This window comes from Leclercia sp. G3L (assembly GCF_021117075.1).
In the GTDB taxonomy this organism is placed as follows: Bacteria; Pseudomonadota; Gammaproteobacteria; order Enterobacterales; family Enterobacteriaceae; genus Enterobacter; species Enterobacter adecarboxylatus_C.
This window is the reverse complement of sequence record NZ_CP088265.1, coordinates 3,172,050-3,186,747: the sequence shown is the minus strand read 5'-3', so window position 1 is coordinate 3,186,747 and position 14,698 is coordinate 3,172,050. Positions and strand designations below refer to the sequence as shown.

The following is a 14,698-nucleotide window of genomic DNA, read 5'->3' as shown; positions in this document are numbered from 1 at the left end:
TGTTACGCTTCCAGGTCATGCCCGACGGCATGGTAGCGACGGTTAAAGTAAACGAGGCCGCGCGGCGTTTCGCTAATGCGTATCGCCTGCACCTGGCAGTAGAAAACCGAGTGGCTGCCCACTTCATGGCAGGTGTCGATCAGGCAGTCGAAGCTGGCGACGGATGAGCTGAGCACCGGTGCGCCGCTGGCCAGCACCTGCCAGGAGTCATACGCAAAGCGCTGCTCGGATCGCAGGCTGGCGTTGGCGAACACCCCGGAGAGATCCTGATGGTCGCTGGAGAGCACGTTGACGCAGAGGGCCCCGTTCTGCCTGAAGGGCGCGTGCGCAAAGGAGTTGCGGTTCATGCAGACCAGCAGCGTCGGCGGCGAGTCCGTAACGCTGCACACGGCGGAGGCGGTAAAGCCAAACTTGCCCGCCGGGCCGTCGGTGGTGATCACCGAGACCGCACTTCCCAGCTGTGCCATCGCATTACGAAATTCGGTTTGCAGTGTCATAAGGGTTTCCTCACAGATCGATGACTAAACGGGCGCTTTTCGCCCGGGAACAACACAACAAAATCTGGTCGCCGTCGGCTTTCTCTTCGTCGGTCAGGTAGCTGTCGCGATGGTCCGGCTCGCCCTCCAGCACGTCGGTCAGGCAGCTGCCGCAGATCCCCTGTTTGCAGGAGACGCACACCTTCAGCCCGGCAAGCGCCAGCGCCTCGACGATGGTCTGGCTCTCCAGCACCTGCACGGTGATGCCGCTGGCTGCGGCGAAGACTTCGAATGCCGCGCCGCCGGTTTCGACTTCGACGCTGAAACACTCCAGATGCACCTGCTCCGGGCAGTAACCCAGGGCCGCGGCCTGTTCAGTAACGGCATCCATCAGCCGCGTCGGGCCGCAGGTGTAGACGTGGGTATTGGCCGGGACGTCGGTCAGCACTGCCGCCAGGTTCAGCCGCCGGGTGTCGCTGAAGTGCAGCTGAACGCGGTCGGCCCAAGCCGCCTGTTCCAGCTGCGTTATAAAGGCCGCCCCATCGCGGGTACGGGCGCAGTAGTGCAGGCTGAAGGAGCGCCCGCAGGCGTGCAGCTCGGCGGCCATCGCCAGCATCGGGGTGATGCCAATCCCTCCGCCAATCAGCAGGCTGTGGCTGGCTGACGCATCCAGCGCAAACAGGTTGCGCGGTTCGCTGACCGGGATCCGATCCCCCACGTTGAGGGCGTGGGCGGCAAGGGAGCCCCCCTGGGATTGGGTATCTTTCAGAATGCCGAGCTGGTAGTGCTGGCGATCTTCAGGGTCGCCGCACAGGGAGTACGGTCGCACCAGGTCGTCTGCCAGATGCAGATCGATATGCGCCCCCGCGCTGAAGGCCGGGAGGTCGATACCCTCAGCATGCGCCAGCGTCAGCAGGACCACTTCGCCCTGCAACTCCCGCCTGATAACCTGTAATGTCAGCATGTTGACTCCTTAACGCATAAACAGACCGCCGTTGATGTCCCAGGTCGCCCCGGTGACAAACGACGCCTGTTCGGATGCCAGCAAGGCCACGGCCTGGGCGACAAACTCTGCTTCCCCTAGCTGGCCCACCGGGATCGTTTGCAGCAGCCCGGCCATCTTCTCTTCCGGCACCAAGGCGTGAACCATGGGCAGATCCAGCGGGCCCGGGGCGATGGCATTGACCGTTACGCCGGATTTGCTCAGCTCGCGGGCAAAGATTTTGGTCAGGGTCAGAATGCCGCCCTTCGAGGCCGCGTAGTGGGCCCCGGAGGCAGTGCCGCCGTTCTGCCCGGCCAGCGAGGCCAGGTTAATGATGCGACCGTAGCCGCGGGTGGCGAAGTAACGCCCAAAGGTCTGACAGCCGACAAAGGTGCCGCGCAGGTTGGTGGCGATCACCCGGTCGAACTCCTCAACGTTAATCTCCATCACCGGGGTGGCGAGGGTCAGGGCGGCGTTGTTGACCAGCACCTCCAGGCTGCCGAAGCGTTCAACGCTGGCCTCCAGCGCCTGCGTAAAATCCTGCGGCTGGCAGATATCCAGCCCCAGCGCCAGCACCCTGCCCTGACCGTCATCGAGCCGATCTGCGGCCTCCCGGGCGCGATCCACATCGACATCGGTCAGCACCACCTGATAACCCTGCTTCAGCAGATGAGCGGCAATGGCGTTGCCCAGACCGGCGGCGGCGCCGGTCACTAATACGGTTTGCGTCATGGACGGCTCCTCAGAGGATGTAGCCGATGCTGTGCAGCACATCGTCGCTGTTGACCAGGCGGATCACCTTCTGCGTAATCAGCAACCTGCCGTCCTGCGGCTTGAGGTGCCAGGTGATGTCCGCCGCGTAGTGGCGGCTGTGGCCTTTGCGGTGCTCCCACAGGGATTGCGCCCCGCGCACCACGATCAGATCCTCGCTGGACTCCAGCAGGCGGAAGCGCGACAGGGTGCGCAGCGTTCTGGCCCGCGGCGTAGTGGAGATTGACTCCCCGCTGTAGAGGCGCTTCACCCGGCGCTCGCGCATGTGATGATCGTCGCAGGCGTAGTTAAGGGTGTTTTTGAAATCGTTCTCATTCGGGTCGATCGGCACCACGTACAGGCCGTCGTGCTGCCACAGATCCAGCCAGGCGTTGAACTCGCCCTGGTCCAGCAGATCGCCTTCGAGGTTAATTACGGACATCGCCGCAAACAGCACAGAATCTGGCGTCATCATTTTTCGCTCTCCGTCATTAACTTTTTCCACTGCTGGTAGGCCGCACGCATCCCGGTTTCGGCGCTGACGTCGCTGCGCAGGCCGTCGTCAGTGCGGTACTCCCCGGCCAGGCCGCGGTTAAGCATGATCCACAGGTCGTCCCCCGCGGTGGCCCCGCGCTGGACGCGTTCCCAGGCCTCGGAGTCATCCGGGGTGCCAAAGCCCATCGGGCCCTGGAAGTGTTCGTGCAGACGCAGACGTGCCTGGTTGGCAATCTCCGGCCCGCCGTCCATGGTGATCACCGCGTGGTGAATTTCGGTTTCCATCACCGAGATCGGCTGCAGAACGCGGAAGAAGGCCATCGAGCAGGCGATGTTCGGGAACAGGTTGAGGTTGAAGCCAGAGCCGCCCACCGCCCGCACGATGCGGCGGACCTGCTCTTCGTCGTGCTCTTTGCGCAGTTCGTCTGCCAGCCCGATAAAGCGTTCCGGGATCGGCGCATCGAGGTTGGCTTCCAGATCCACCAGCTCGGGGATCATCACCATCACGCTGTGGCCGTTACCCAGATCTTCGACATAGCCGCTGCCGTCCACAAAATTGAGCATCTCTTCGGTCTGCTTATCGACCGAACTGAGGAAGGAGCGGTGCACCACCGGGAAGTGGTAGCCGTCGGTGGTGTTCTCCAGCTGGATCTTCCAGTTGCCCGGGAAGCGGAAGCGGTGCGCAGGCCCGGTCTTGACCGGGTAGCCCGCCCCCTGCTTCATAAACAGATCCATCCACTTCTTCGCCGCGCCGAGGAAATCCTCCAGAGGTTCGATCTGCTCGTTAAAGGTGGCGAACACCATGCCCGCGTACTGCTCGGTACGCAGCGACACCAGCCCCAGTTCGTTCTTCTCAAGCCTGTCGGCGTAGCTTTCCGGGTGCGGCACGCCGCGCAGGCTGCCGTCGAGGGCGTAGCCCCAGCCGTGGTACGGGCAGACGAAGCTGTTGGTTTTGCCGGTGCGGTGTTCGCAGACGGTGGCCGCGCGGTGTCGGCAGCGGTTCAGCAGGGTGTGGACGGTGCCTTTGCGGTCGCGCACCACAATCACCGGCTGGGTGCCGATCTCGGTGGTTTTAAAGCTGCCGGTCTCCGGGATCTCGCTGACGTGCGCCACCCAGACCCAGGTTTTCGTGAAAATACGGTCCAGCTCCAGCTGGAAGAGCTCGTCTGAGGTATAGAGCGAGGTGTGGACGCGGTCCGCCTTCACCAGGGCCGCAATCTCTTCTCTGGTCGGGAGGGGCTGCGCCGTGGTATCGATATTTTTGACATTGATGATGTGGTCACACTGCATAATCTGTCTCCTGCTCGTCGTCGGGGGTCTGATTGTTGTCTGGTACCGGGAGCGCATCCGCCGCCTGCCAGTGGCTTACCGGCCTGCTGAACAGGTTGCGGGTGGTGAAATGGTGGATGGTCATCTCCCCCGCCTCGCGACGGAAAATAATCTGCAACTCGGCCGCGTTCAGGTGCGCCCCTCCGGCGGTAAAGGCGGAGGTTTGCAGCATCAGCCAACGGCCGTGCAGCTCGCCGTCGGCATCCTGATAAAGGGCTTCGGAACAGAGAAAGTGGGCATTGAGGGCGAAGTGCGCCGGGTGGCGGACGTAGCTCGCCATCATCGCCTCAATCGCCGCACGCCCCTGATGCCTGCCCAGCCGGGTGGCGTAGGGCTCCCCCACCCCTTCCCAGCAGGCGTCTGCGCTGAACAGCGCCCCGATGGCCTGTACCGTCTCCATGCTGTCCAGCCGATCGCACAGCCGCATGTAGTTGCTGATACAGACCCGGGCTGCCTGCTGATCCTCAAGCTGCTGTAAACGCAGCGCATCCTGTGGGCTCATGATGGGCTCCGTTACTGAATGATCAGTTCACGCCCGACGCGGGCTTCGATCTTGCAGTACTTCCACAGCTTGCTCTCGCCGTCGCCCACCGGGGTGGTGCGGAACAGGTTGCAGGCGGCCACCACGCTGTCGAGGTTGTCGGCATCGGCCAGCACGTAGGTGGTCCACGGGGAGGTCGTAGACGGGCCAACCATCAGACGGTCGTCGTCCATGTTGCCGATCACCCGGATGCCCTGGGTTTCGTCGATGCCTTTCATCATCACGCCGAACGCGCCCCACACCTGTTTGGCTTCCGCCGGGGTGGCATCAAAGAAGTTCTGGTTCACGCCGATGCAAAACAGCACGCGTAAGGTTGTTGTCTGGCTCATCTGTTGCTCCTTTCGTCAAAATTACAAATAACCCGGCAGAGGCTGGCCACCGAAATAGACCGTACCGGCGTTGAGATAAGAGAGGTCGCCCATAAAGGCGTGCTGGGTGATCACCATGGTGTCGCGCACGTAGCGTTGCAGCGGGCTTTTCATGGTGATGCCGCCCATGCCGTTCAGCGCCAGCGCCTGGCGGGTGACCTCGGCGGCCACGCGGGTGACGTGGGTAGAGGAGAGCCGCAGGGCGTTGATCTGCTCGCTGACGGGCTCATCCCCGGCGAGAATGCACTGCCAGACATCGTCGATGGCGTCGTAGAACCAGGCCCGGGCGGAGCGCAGATCCGCTTCGCAGCGGGCAATCTGCATCTGCGCCTGCGGGCGGTCGGCCAGCCGTGGGGCACCGGTCACCGACTGCTGACGATGAGCTATGGCATAGATTTCATTCAGGGCGGCGCGGGCCACGCCGAGCGCCACCACCGAGAGCACCTGAGTGGCGAGAGACAGCACCGGATAGCGATAGAGCGCCCCGTCGAGGTTAAGGGCGCCGCCGCGCACGAAGGTCCACTCCTGGGGCACAAAGGCATCGTTAACCACCAGATCGTGGCTGCCGGTTCCGGCCAGACCGACGGTGTTCCACACCGGGTCGATCTGCACGCAATCACGCGGCAGAACCGCCATCCGCGGCAGAGGTTCGCCGCTTTCCGGCAGGATGCCGACGCCAAACACCGAGGCGCCCATGCTGCCGCTGGCAAAGCCCCAGCGGCCGCTGACGCGGTAGCCGCCGTCGGCCAGCACCGCCTTCTGCGGCGGGAAGATACCGCCAGCGAAGACCACGTCCGGGCCGTCGCGGTAGAGCGCTTTCAGGGTGTCCGTTGGCAACGCCCCGAGATAAAACGGGCTCATGCCGAAGCTGGCGACCCAGCCTGCGGAGCCATCGGCGGTGGCGATCTGCTCGATCAGCTCACAGAACTGCGCCGGAGAGCACTCCTTGCCGCCATAGATTTTGGGGACCAGCGCGCGGTAGACGCCGACCTGCTTAAACCGGGCGATGATGTCGTCAGAGATATGACGCTGCTGCTCAAAATCGGCGCTGCGGGCCGCAACGTCATTCAGCAGTGGAACGAGCTCCTCACGAACATGAATGGCTGACATAGCTTCCTCCCGAAAAGAGTGTGCGGCCCGCAGAGAGACGAGCGCTGCCGCAATGAGTGGTACTCACTGAGTTATTGTTAAAACCGGGCGCGGTAAAACGGGATGGTTAGCGGCGTCGTCGTTCAGCCAGCCATTCGGCGGCCTGGATCAGCAGGCCCTCCTGCCCTTTGGCGGCGATCAGCTGCAACGCCACCGGACGGCCACCAAGCGTGCCCGCAGGCAGGGTCAGCGCCGGATGGCCGCTGAGGTTGAACGGGCGCACCAGCCGGGTGAGGTTGACCACGCTCAGCGGGTCTTTCGCCTCGTCCAGGGTCGGGGGCAGTTCCGGCAGGGTTGCCAGCGCCAGCAGCGGGGTGTTCGCCAGCCGGGCATCGACCTGGGCGGTGAATGCCCGGCGGATATCTTCAGCGCCATTCAGGGCATTAACATCGATACTGGCTCCGGCGCGAATGCGGGTTGCCACGTCGGCAGACACTCTGTCGTCGCTCAGTAAGGGATTAAAGGCCTGCCAGTTTTCGCGACTGATGAGGGTCAGCCCGGCGCGATGAGCATCGCCCAGCAGGGGGAGATCAACCTGCTGCGGGCGCAGGTCCCACTGCGCGAGGAAATTCAGCAGCAGCGCGTCTATGTCGCTCGTGGCCGTCGGGATAAAGCCCATCGCGGGCAGCGTGGTCACGGGCGCGTCGACCGGAAGGGCAAGACGGGTCAGCACCTGGCGCAGGACGCTGCTGCTGCGGGCAAAGATGCCCACGCAGTCCAGCGAGCTGTGAGCGGGCATCACCCCTGCCCGGCTAAGCCGGCCGTAGGTGGGTTTTAAGCCAAGGATCCCGCAGCAGGCGGCGGGCATCCGCACCGAGCCGCCGGTATCGGTGCCGAGGGCGAAATCCACCCCTCCGGCAGCCACCACCGCGGCCGAGCCGCTGGAGGAGCCGCCGGGTATCAAGTCAGGGAAACGCGGGTTAATCGGCGTGCCGCCCCAGGGGTTAACCCCGGTGACGCCAAACGCCAGCTCATGCAGGGTGGTTTTTCCGGTCAGGACGCAGCCCTGTCCGAGCAGGGTCGCCACCACCTCGGCATGCTGTTCCGCCGCCGGGTTGGACGCCAGTGCCGGACAGCCGGCGCGGGTCGGGAAGCCTGCGATGTCGAGGGTGTCTTTCACCGCGAAGCTGAGGTCGCCCTCGCCGAGGGTAAACCGTGCTACGTAACCATTGCTCTCAGTAACAGGCTGCATAATTCGCACCTTAGACAGAAAAACGAATCATATTCGGACGGGGCAGTCTTCGCTGCGATTCGACCCACGTGAACTCAGGTCAATGATGGAATATTTAGATGAATATTCAAGTAATTTTTCACGTTAATTTTACGTAAAAATAACATGGAAACATTTTTATAACACTTGCAGGCGAGAGGGGTATGATGATGATTAATAACAATTAAAACTGCACGGAAATGAAAAAAAAGCCGCGCTGGGACTCAGCGCGGCTTTTTATTAACTCATTGTTTTAAATTAGATTATCTGAAATTTTTAAGGCTGTCACAAATCCGCAATTCTCCCTGCGGCCGCTTCAAAGCTCGTTCAGGTTATCGAGTACCTTCGCCAGCGAGAGGTTCATTTTTTCCATCTGGGCGGCGGTCATCCCTTTAAAACCCTTCTCAAAAACCTTGCTGGTAAGGCGGTGCGCCTCGGCCACTTTTTCACGTCCGGCATCAGTGAGCATCACCTCGGTCACCCTGGCGTCCTGCGCGCTGCTGGCGGTGGTCACCAGGCCGTCATCACGCAGGCGACCAACAATTTTGGTGACGGTCGGCATCTTGGTCATCGCATATTCGGAGATCTGCGAGATGCTGGCCTTACCGTACTGCTCGGTAATCATCAGCACCCGAAAGCGGGAAACATCGAGCTGCACCTTTTTCAGTGTGATTTCCATAACTTGCGTGTAGCGCGCATAGACATTAACGATCCAGTAGAACGGGAACTCTTCGCGATGAAAAGAGGAGCCGGTGTCTGACGATGGTGTGGTTTGACTCATGAAATGACGTTCCAGAAGTGATGCAATGGCCGCAATTATACCCGCTATTGTCCGCCCGCTATAGCCTCTTCACGCCCGGCAATGCCTTCTCTTATTACCTGCGCGCCACGAAAGCCGATCGACATCGCAATATGATTCGAAAACGCTACGTGATAAACAATTGCGTATCATTTTTCAAACATAACATTGACGTTTATGTGTGCGATTTCCTATACGTTAGCGCACGTGTTCAGGTTGCACGAAACAACAATACCTATAACCGCAATGTGGAGCTTTTCATGAACGAGAGTCCATCGCTGGAACAGACACGCGCTGACGTGCTGGCTCCACCTTCGCCTGCTGACGCCGCGCTCGATCCGCGTCAACAGCGGGTGATCAAAAAGTTATTCCGCAGGCTAATCACTTTTTTGTTCATCCTGTTCGTCTTCTCGTACCTGGATCGGATCAACATCGGCTTTGCCGGGCTGACGATGGGCAAAGATCTGGGCCTCACCAGCACCATGTTTGGCCTGGCGACCACCCTGTTTTACGTGATGTATGTTATCTGCGGGATCCCCAGCAATGTAATGCTGAGTATCGTGGGCGCCCGGCGCTGGATCGCCATTCTGATGGTGGTCTGGGGGATTGCATCCACCGCCACCATGTTCGCCACCGGCCCTGGTAGCCTGTACGTGCTGCGCATGCTGGTGGGGATCGCTGAAGCCGGCTTCCTGCCGGGCCTGCTGCTCTATTTAACCTTCTGGTTCCCGGCCCACTACCGCGCCCGCGCTAACGCCCTGTTTATGATTGCCATGCCGGTGACGATGGCGCTGGGCTCGCTGGCCTCGGGGTACATTCTGAACCTCGATGGGGTGATGAACCTGAAGGGCTGGCAGTGGCTGTTCCTGCTGGAAGGCTTCCCGTCAGTGATTCTGGGCTTCGTGGTCTGGTTCTGGCTGGACGATAGCCCGGACAAAGCCCGCTGGCTGACCCAGGATGACAAGGCCTGCCTGAAGGAGATGCTGGAGGCGGATCGCCTGAATGCTGAGAGCACCCAGCAGCGGGAGCGGGCCGCGCTGGCGCCGAAACAGGGCAGCCTGATGCGGGAGCTGTTCACCCCGACCATCATGCTCTACACCCTCGCCTACTTCTGCCTGACCAACACCCTGAGCGCCCTCAGCGTCTGGACGCCGCTGATCCTGCGCAGCATCAGCGAGGAGAGCAGCAACGTGACCATCGGGATCCTGAGCGCCATCCCGCAGGTCTGTACCATAGTGGCGATGGTCTGGTGGAGTAAACGTTCCGATAAGCGCAACGAGCGTAAAGTTCACACCCTGCTGCCGTACCTGTTTGCCGCCGCAGGCTGGATCCTGACCGCCACCAGCAGCGATCCGATGTTGCAGTTCACCGGGATCGTGATGGCTTCATCCGGTGCCTTTGCGGCGATGGTGATCTTCTGGACCACGCCGGACCGTTCTATTTCGCTGCGCGCCCGTGCCCTGGGGATTGCGGTGATCAACGCCACCGGGATGACCGGTGCCGCGCTGGGGCCGCTGCTGATGGGCTGGATGAAGGATGTCACCGGCAACTTCAACGCCGGGATCTTTATGGTGGCTGGTTTCCTGGTGCTGGGCGCGGTGGTGATTTCGTTGATTCCAATGAAAAATACCGCGCAGCAGTAGTGGCATCGCCGGGTGGCGGCTACGCCTTACCCGGCCTACGGTTTTTGTAGGCCCGGCAAGCGCAGCGCCGCCGGGCATGCAAACTTACTCCGCCGCGACCGGTTTCACCCTTACCCCGGCAAACACCATCACCATCGCTGCGACCAGCAGCACGCCGCTGGCGGTAAATACCCCGCTGGCCCCGTTGAGATCGAACACCGCCCCGCCCCCTGCCGCACCGGCGCCGATCGCCAGCTGGATCGCGGCGACCATGAGTCCGCCCGCGCTTTCGGCCTCGTCAGTGACGGTGGTCGCCAGCCAGGTTGACCAGCCTACCGGTACCAGACCGAAGGCGAAGCCCCACAGGCTCACCAGCAGGCCGTCGACCAGCGCCAGATGCCCAAAGGCCACCATCAGCAACGCCAGGATCCCCATCGCGAACGGCACCAGCGCCAGGGTAAGGCGCAGGTTGCGCGCCAGCAGATGCCCGGCAATAGAGGTGCCGACGAAGTTTGCCACGCCAAAGCCAAGCAGGATCAGGGAAATGGTTTCCACGCTCGCCTGCCCCACCGTCTCGAGGAACGGACGCAAATAGGTAAAGAAGGCGAAATGGCCGCTGAAGATCAAAATAGTCGCCAGCAGGCCACCGATCATCCCCGGACGACGCAGAACCCGCCACAGCGTGCTGAGGCTACCGCTGTTCTCCGGACGCATCGACGGCAGTACCCACAGCTGCCACAGCAGGGCCAGCGCGCTGGGCACCACGCAGAGGATAAAGACGTTACGCCAGCCGATCAGGCTGCCGAGATAGCTACCCAGCGGCGCGGCCACCACGGTGGCAATCGACACCCCGGAGAAGATAATGGCCAGCGCCTTTGGCACGTCGCTGGCGGGCACGAGACGCATCGCGGTGGCGGTGGACATTGCCCAGAAGCCGCCAATCGCCACGCCGAGCAGCAAGCGGCCCATCAGCAGGACGTGCAGCGTCGGCGCGAAGGCGACCATCAGACTGGAGATAATTTGCAGGACCGAGAAGAACATCAGCACCCAGCGGCGGTCGATGCTTTTGGTGGCGGAGGTGATCAGCAGGCCGGTGACCAGCGCCACCAGCGCGGTGGCGGTCACTGACTGCCCGGCCACCCCTTCGCTGACGCCGAGACTGGCAGCCATGGGCGTCAGCAGGCTGGCAGGCAGAAACTCGGCGACAATCAGGCCGAATACCCCCAGCCCCAGCGACCAGACCGCGCGCCAGGCGGGTCTGGCCGGGGCGCTGGTATCATTTGCGGCGATGGATGAATGCATTTGTACTACTCCCGTCAGGAAAATGTGATGTATGTCGCAAAGCATAGGCAGTTCACCGCGGACGATCTATGACATATAATCTCCACTTATTGATTATTCGTCCGGGAATCGAGAAATGACGCTCCAGTCGCCTGATTTGATCAGTGAGTTACTGCGCGGAATGCGCCTGTCGGGGGTGAAGTACCGCCGGATTGAGGCCAGCATGCCCTTTGGCGTGGCCTTCAGCGCGGCCGCGGGAAAAGCCCAGTTCCACTTTATCAGCCGCGGTCCGGCGGTCTTGCGGATGCACAGCGGAGCGCGCTTCGCGCTGAACAGCGGCGACGCGGTGTTTATCCCCAACGGCGATGCTCATGCCCTGCTCTCCGGAGACGACGCGACGGTGACCCCGGTCTCGGCCTTTCCCAGCGAGCCGATCTGCAACAGCGTCTGCGATATCCACTGCGAGCCCTGCCCGGACAGCGACAACGTGGTGATATTTAGCGGGTGTATGGATTTCGATCTCGGCGGGATGCAGCCGCTGATCAAGGCGATGCCGGAGGTGATGATGGTCAGCCGTTTGATGACCACCTGGCCGGAGATCCATCCTCTGCTGGAGGCGATGGAGCGCGAGTCGATGACCCGTCAGGTGGGATTTGCCGGGATCCTCGCCCGGCTGGCGGACGTGGTGGCGGCGCTGATTGTGCGCGGCTGGGTCGAGGCCGGGTGCGGAAAAGCCACCGGCTGGATCCAGGTGCTGCGCGATCCGCGCCTCAGCCGGGCGATCTACGCCATGCACCAGCAGCCGGGAGTTAACTGGAGCGTGGCGGAGCTGGCAAAAGAGGCAGGAACGTCGCGGTCGGTGTTTGCCGAGCGGTTTCTCTCGGCTACCGGCACGACCCCGGCGAAATACCTGACCGAGCTGCGGATGCGGCTGGCGATCCAGTATATCGGCCAGGAGAATCAGGCGATTGAGACCGTGGCCCTGCGCCTCGGCTACGGCTCGCTGGCGGCCTTCAGCCGGGCGTTTAAGCGGATTGTCGGCCAGTCGCCGGGGGCATTACGCGAAGCCGGCCACACCCCACAGGAGATCTGACCGGTTCGATTAGCGGTTAAAGCCAGCTCTGCTGCGACGGTGTGCCTTCGCTGCGCTCCTCGCGGGGCAGTTCGATGGTGAGCGTGGAGAGATGTTTTGACCACAGATCGGCCACCCATTTCACGCCGCGCGCGGTAAAGCGCGCCTGAGACCAGGTGTGCTGGTTTTCGCCCACGCCGCTGTGCAGCGTAAAATAGCCCGCGTCGATATGGTGCTGCGGCGGCACCAGATTGCCGCCGACGCGCTGCATGATATTGCGCTCCAGCAGGAACTCGCGGAACTGCGGCTCTTTAGCCTTGAGCATCTTACAGAGCTGACGAAAACCCATCGCCTCTTTCACTCTGACGAACTGGTCAAAAAAGACCGCCTTTGGGGCCCAGAGCGCAAGCTGCTCCTCCGCCCGGTGGCATTTTTCATACTGCTCGGCCCAGGCGCGTGCCGCCGCCGCCGGGTTGGTAAAGTCCGGGATATTGGCGTTTCTCTCACGCTCCTGCCAGCGATCCAGCATGGCAGCCGTGAAGCCCGGGGAGATGCGTGAAACCGTCAGCAGGGAGTCGCGTTTGTTCAGCAAAAACTCCTGCCGCGTTTCACCTTCGCGCTCGTACAGACTGGCCGTTACCGGCTGCGAAAGACGCTGCGCTGTTTCCAGACTCTTCACCATGCGCTTCACCTCGGTATGGGCAATGCCGGTCATTTTTGCGATCTCACGGCTGCTGATGGTGGCAAGCTGGTTGTTGGACTGGAAATTTTGAACAGGAATTACCATAGGTTTCACCCCTCACTCATACATTACTCGGGTAATTTGCTCTAATAGTATACAAATACCTGTTCAAATATCCAGTATAATTTTTAAGCGTATCCCCGCAAAAGCAGGCCACGCCTAAGTTCCGGTAATCAGGACGGTTTTGGCTGCGTCGCCAGACTTTCCAGCTCCCGCGCATCATGGCTACAGAAAAAAGTGATGTCGTGGGCATGGGTGCAGGAGAGCTCGCGCAGCCGCTGCTGGTTGCGCCGCCGGGCATCGTTGTCCATTGCCATCATCCACTGGTAAAAACGCAGCCCGGGAGTACAGTGGCGCTGCGGCTGGCGCATCTCATCCCGGTAAAACCAGGCGTCGCCGCCGTGGAGCAGCCACCCCTGCGGCTGCTGGATGGCAATCCCGGCGTGCCCCGGCGTGTGCCCGGCCAGCGGCACCAGCAGGATCTCCGGCGGCAGTCCGTTCAGGGCCGTTACCGCGTCGAAGCCAAACCAGCGCTCGCCCTGCACCTGATAGCCGTCCCAGCCAGAGGTGGCGCTCCACTGCCCGGGGCGATAGCGCTCCCGCTGCAGCCAGCTGTGGCGCTGCTGCGCGGTGTCGATCTCCTGCTGCATTAAGTGGATGCGCGCGTGGGGGAAATCGGTCAGCCCGCCCGCATGATCGAAATCCAGGTGCGTCAGAATGATATGGCGGACGTCCGCCACGCTGAAGCCCAGCGCCTCGACCCGGGCGCGGGCCGTGAGCGACTCCCGGCGCTGGATGTTATTCAGCACCCGGAAAAAGCCCGACAGCCTGGAGGGCTCGCGCACGTCCCCCTGGCCGAAGCCGGTATCCACCAGCACCAGCCCGTCGCGCTCGGTTTCGATCAGCAGGCAGTGGCAGACCAGGTGCGCATGCAGCCCCTTGCTGAAACCGTCGTAAAACGCGCCGCCCAGCGGGCACATGCACCCGCAGTTAAGGTGATGGATCTTCATATCGCCTCCTCATCAACGTGATTGCGTCTGCTGACTCTGTTCGGACGTGCCAAAATGCGTAGTGTCGCCGTGACCGTGTTCACCGCTGCCCTGCACGCGCCGGAGCTGGATGACCTCGCCCTGCTGCCAGGCATTGGCGCCCTTCGCCACCGGGTGGGCAACGATATCGGCACGCTGACGTTTAATCTCCTGCGTATCGATCCCCAGACGCCGATCGCGATCCGCCAGCAGCGCCGGGTCGAGCTGCCCTTCCCCGGTAAAGCCCATCATCAGGGCCGGAATGCCGAGCGGCAGGGTTTTGTCGCGATCCGTATGCCAGGTATGCCAGGTTTTGCCGTAGGTGTTGACGATTTTGCTCATCAGCGCCTTGTCCGCCACCGCCGGCAGGCCGGGGGCCACCAGGCTGCCCGATTTCACTTCGTACTGATGGCTGTGCCAGAGCTTTTTCTCCTCCGGCGGCAGGGTATTAAACAGGTGCTCGCTGATGATGTACTCGACGCCCATCAGCCGGGCATCCTTCGTATTACCGTCATAAATAACCGCCTGCATCACGTCTTCATTGAGCACCGTCACGTAGTGATGGGCCTCCATCTGTCCGTTTTTATCCCCGCTGTAAAAATGAAAGCCGTCGAGATACGCGCTGATGGCCTCCACCGGCGGGCGGGACTGAATCACCTGGGCGCCCGTTTCCAGGGTGCGCATTTTGGCGGAGGTGCTTTCACCGGGGATGGGGGCCTGCGGCGGTGAGTTGTTTGCCCCGCAGCAGACAAGAAGCAGGATGGCTGGAACGATCAAAGGTAAAGATTTCATTGGCACTCCCTTTCACTTAGCCTGGTTATGAAGGTAGTGCAGATGTGAGGATTGTTCCGGCA

At 61.8% G+C, this 14,698-nt stretch carries 16 protein-coding genes; 2 read left to right on the top strand and 14 right to left on the bottom strand.

Features of this window, described 5'->3' with window-relative positions:
• Positions 1 to 2: 2 nt before the first annotated feature.
• The 10 genes from LRS40_RS16700 to LRS40_RS16655 form a co-directional block, all read right to left on the bottom strand.
• Complete coding sequence (locus tag LRS40_RS16700) at positions 3 to 497, bottom strand: flavin reductase (protein ID WP_142489892.1); 495 nt, start codon at positions 495 to 497, stop codon at positions 3 to 5.
• A 10-nt stretch (positions 498 to 507) separates the two neighbouring features.
• Positions 508 to 1,440, bottom strand: a complete 933-nt coding sequence (locus LRS40_RS16695) for a PDR/VanB family oxidoreductase (protein ID WP_231312123.1) — start codon at positions 1,438 to 1,440, stop codon at positions 508 to 510.
• Positions 1,441 to 1,449: 9 nt separating this feature from the next.
• Positions 1,450 to 2,190: an SDR family NAD(P)-dependent oxidoreductase gene (locus tag LRS40_RS16690; protein WP_231312122.1), complete on the bottom strand. Its 741-nt coding sequence runs from the start codon at positions 2,188 to 2,190 to the stop codon at positions 1,450 to 1,452.
• A gap of 10 nt (positions 2,191 to 2,200) precedes the next feature.
• Positions 2,201 to 2,680, bottom strand: coding sequence for an aromatic-ring-hydroxylating dioxygenase subunit beta (locus LRS40_RS16685; RefSeq protein ID WP_370649965.1), 480 nt, complete (start codon positions 2,678 to 2,680; stop codon positions 2,201 to 2,203).
• Positions 2,680 to 3,993, bottom strand: coding sequence for a Rieske 2Fe-2S domain-containing protein (locus tag LRS40_RS16680; RefSeq protein ID WP_231312120.1), 1,314 nt, complete (start codon positions 3,991 to 3,993; stop codon positions 2,680 to 2,682). The genes LRS40_RS16685 and LRS40_RS16680 overlap by 1 nt, the downstream gene beginning before the upstream one ends.
• On the bottom strand, positions 3,983 to 4,534 hold the full coding sequence (locus LRS40_RS16675) for a nuclear transport factor 2 family protein (RefSeq protein WP_156264012.1): 552 nt from the start codon (positions 4,532 to 4,534) through the stop codon (positions 3,983 to 3,985). The genes LRS40_RS16680 and LRS40_RS16675 overlap by 11 nt, the downstream gene beginning before the upstream one ends.
• Positions 4,535 to 4,545: 11 nt before the next feature.
• Positions 4,546 to 4,902, bottom strand: coding sequence for an IacB protein (locus tag LRS40_RS16670; protein WP_142489897.1), 357 nt, complete (start codon positions 4,900 to 4,902; stop codon positions 4,546 to 4,548).
• 21 nt (positions 4,903 to 4,923) lie between these two features.
• On the bottom strand, positions 4,924 to 6,051 hold the full coding sequence (locus tag LRS40_RS16665) for an acyl-CoA dehydrogenase family protein (protein WP_231312119.1): 1,128 nt from the start codon (positions 6,049 to 6,051) through the stop codon (positions 4,924 to 4,926).
• Between the two features lie 106 nt (positions 6,052 to 6,157).
• The gene (locus LRS40_RS16660) at positions 6,158 to 7,282 is read right to left on the bottom strand and encodes an amidase (RefSeq protein WP_231312118.1); all 1,125 of its coding nucleotides are present in this window, start codon (positions 7,280 to 7,282) and stop codon (positions 6,158 to 6,160) included.
• Between the two features lie 334 nt (positions 7,283 to 7,616).
• Positions 7,617 to 8,081, bottom strand: a complete 465-nt coding sequence (locus LRS40_RS16655) for a MarR family winged helix-turn-helix transcriptional regulator (RefSeq protein ID WP_231312117.1) — start codon at positions 8,079 to 8,081, stop codon at positions 7,617 to 7,619.
• A gap of 278 nt (positions 8,082 to 8,359) precedes the next feature.
• Here LRS40_RS16655 and hpaX point away from each other — a divergent pair, with 278 nt between their 5' ends.
• Positions 8,360 to 9,742 (top strand): 4-hydroxyphenylacetate permease, encoded by a 1,383-nt coding sequence (hpaX, locus tag LRS40_RS16650; RefSeq protein WP_231312116.1) that lies wholly within the window; start codon positions 8,360 to 8,362, stop codon positions 9,740 to 9,742.
• 84 nt (positions 9,743 to 9,826) lie between these two features.
• Here hpaX and LRS40_RS16645 read toward each other — a convergent pair whose 3' ends face one another.
• Positions 9,827 to 11,023 carry an MFS transporter gene (locus LRS40_RS16645; protein ID WP_142489902.1) on the bottom strand — a complete coding sequence of 399 codons (1,197 nt, stop codon included), beginning with the start codon at positions 11,021 to 11,023 and terminating at the stop codon, positions 9,827 to 9,829.
• 115 nt (positions 11,024 to 11,138) lie between these two features.
• On the opposite strand from LRS40_RS16645, the gene LRS40_RS16640 reads away from it, so the two are divergent.
• On the top strand, positions 11,139 to 12,095 hold the full coding sequence (locus LRS40_RS16640; RefSeq protein ID WP_231312115.1) for an AraC family transcriptional regulator: 957 nt from the start codon (positions 11,139 to 11,141) through the stop codon (positions 12,093 to 12,095).
• A gap of 16 nt (positions 12,096 to 12,111) precedes the next feature.
• On the opposite strand, the gene LRS40_RS16635 is transcribed toward LRS40_RS16640, so the two are convergent.
• From LRS40_RS16635 to LRS40_RS16625, 3 genes are all read right to left on the bottom strand, one after another.
• Positions 12,112 to 12,861 (bottom strand): phage antirepressor KilAC domain-containing protein, encoded by a 750-nt coding sequence (locus tag LRS40_RS16635; protein ID WP_142489904.1) that lies wholly within the window; start codon positions 12,859 to 12,861, stop codon positions 12,112 to 12,114.
• 128 nt (positions 12,862 to 12,989) lie between these two features.
• Entirely contained in the window at positions 12,990 to 13,826 is an 837-nt protein-coding gene (locus LRS40_RS16630; RefSeq protein WP_231312114.1) for an MBL fold metallo-hydrolase, read from the bottom strand.
• Positions 13,827 to 13,838: 12 nt separating this feature from the next.
• On the bottom strand, positions 13,839 to 14,636 hold the full coding sequence (locus LRS40_RS16625) for an OBAP family protein (RefSeq protein WP_231312113.1): 798 nt from the start codon (positions 14,634 to 14,636) through the stop codon (positions 13,839 to 13,841).
• Positions 14,637 to 14,698 lie beyond the last annotated feature (62 nt).

What these genes read in the sequence shown, in the direction of transcription:
- LRS40_RS16700 (WP_142489892.1), bottom strand. Translation starts at nt 497, where the DNA reads ATGACACTGCAAACCGAATTTCGTAATGCGATGGCACAGCTGGGAAGT.
- LRS40_RS16695 (WP_231312123.1), bottom strand. Translation starts at nt 1,440, where the DNA reads ATGCTGACATTACAGGTTATCAGGCGGGAGTTGCAGGGCGAAGTGGTC.
- LRS40_RS16690 (WP_231312122.1), bottom strand. Translation starts at nt 2,190, where the DNA reads ATGACGCAAACCGTATTAGTGACCGGCGCCGCCGCCGGTCTGGGCAAC.
- LRS40_RS16685 (WP_370649965.1), bottom strand. Translation starts at nt 2,680, where the DNA reads ATGACGCCAGATTCTGTGCTGTTTGCGGCGATGTCCGTAATTAACCTC.
- LRS40_RS16680 (WP_231312120.1), bottom strand. Translation starts at nt 3,993, where the DNA reads ATGCAGTGTGACCACATCATCAATGTCAAAAATATCGATACCACGGCG.
- LRS40_RS16675 (WP_156264012.1), bottom strand. Translation starts at nt 4,534, where the DNA reads ATGAGCCCACAGGATGCGCTGCGTTTACAGCAGCTTGAGGATCAGCAG.
- LRS40_RS16670 (WP_142489897.1), bottom strand. Translation starts at nt 4,902, where the DNA reads ATGAGCCAGACAACAACCTTACGCGTGCTGTTTTGCATCGGCGTGAAC.
- LRS40_RS16665 (WP_231312119.1), bottom strand. Translation starts at nt 6,051, where the DNA reads ATGTCAGCCATTCATGTTCGTGAGGAGCTCGTTCCACTGCTGAATGAC.
- LRS40_RS16660 (WP_231312118.1), bottom strand. Translation starts at nt 7,282, where the DNA reads ATGCAGCCTGTTACTGAGAGCAATGGTTACGTAGCACGGTTTACCCTC.
- LRS40_RS16655 (WP_231312117.1), bottom strand. Translation starts at nt 8,081, where the DNA reads ATGAGTCAAACCACACCATCGTCAGACACCGGCTCCTCTTTTCATCGC.
- hpaX (WP_231312116.1), top strand. Translation starts at nt 8,360, where the DNA reads ATGAACGAGAGTCCATCGCTGGAACAGACACGCGCTGACGTGCTGGCT.
- LRS40_RS16645 (WP_142489902.1), bottom strand. Translation starts at nt 11,023, where the DNA reads ATGCATTCATCCATCGCCGCAAATGATACCAGCGCCCCGGCCAGACCC.
- LRS40_RS16640 (WP_231312115.1), top strand. Translation starts at nt 11,139, where the DNA reads ATGACGCTCCAGTCGCCTGATTTGATCAGTGAGTTACTGCGCGGAATG.
- LRS40_RS16635 (WP_142489904.1), bottom strand. Translation starts at nt 12,861, where the DNA reads ATGGTAATTCCTGTTCAAAATTTCCAGTCCAACAACCAGCTTGCCACC.
- LRS40_RS16630 (WP_231312114.1), bottom strand. Translation starts at nt 13,826, where the DNA reads ATGAAGATCCATCACCTTAACTGCGGGTGCATGTGCCCGCTGGGCGGC.
- LRS40_RS16625 (WP_231312113.1), bottom strand. Translation starts at nt 14,636, where the DNA reads ATGAAATCTTTACCTTTGATCGTTCCAGCCATCCTGCTTCTTGTCTGC.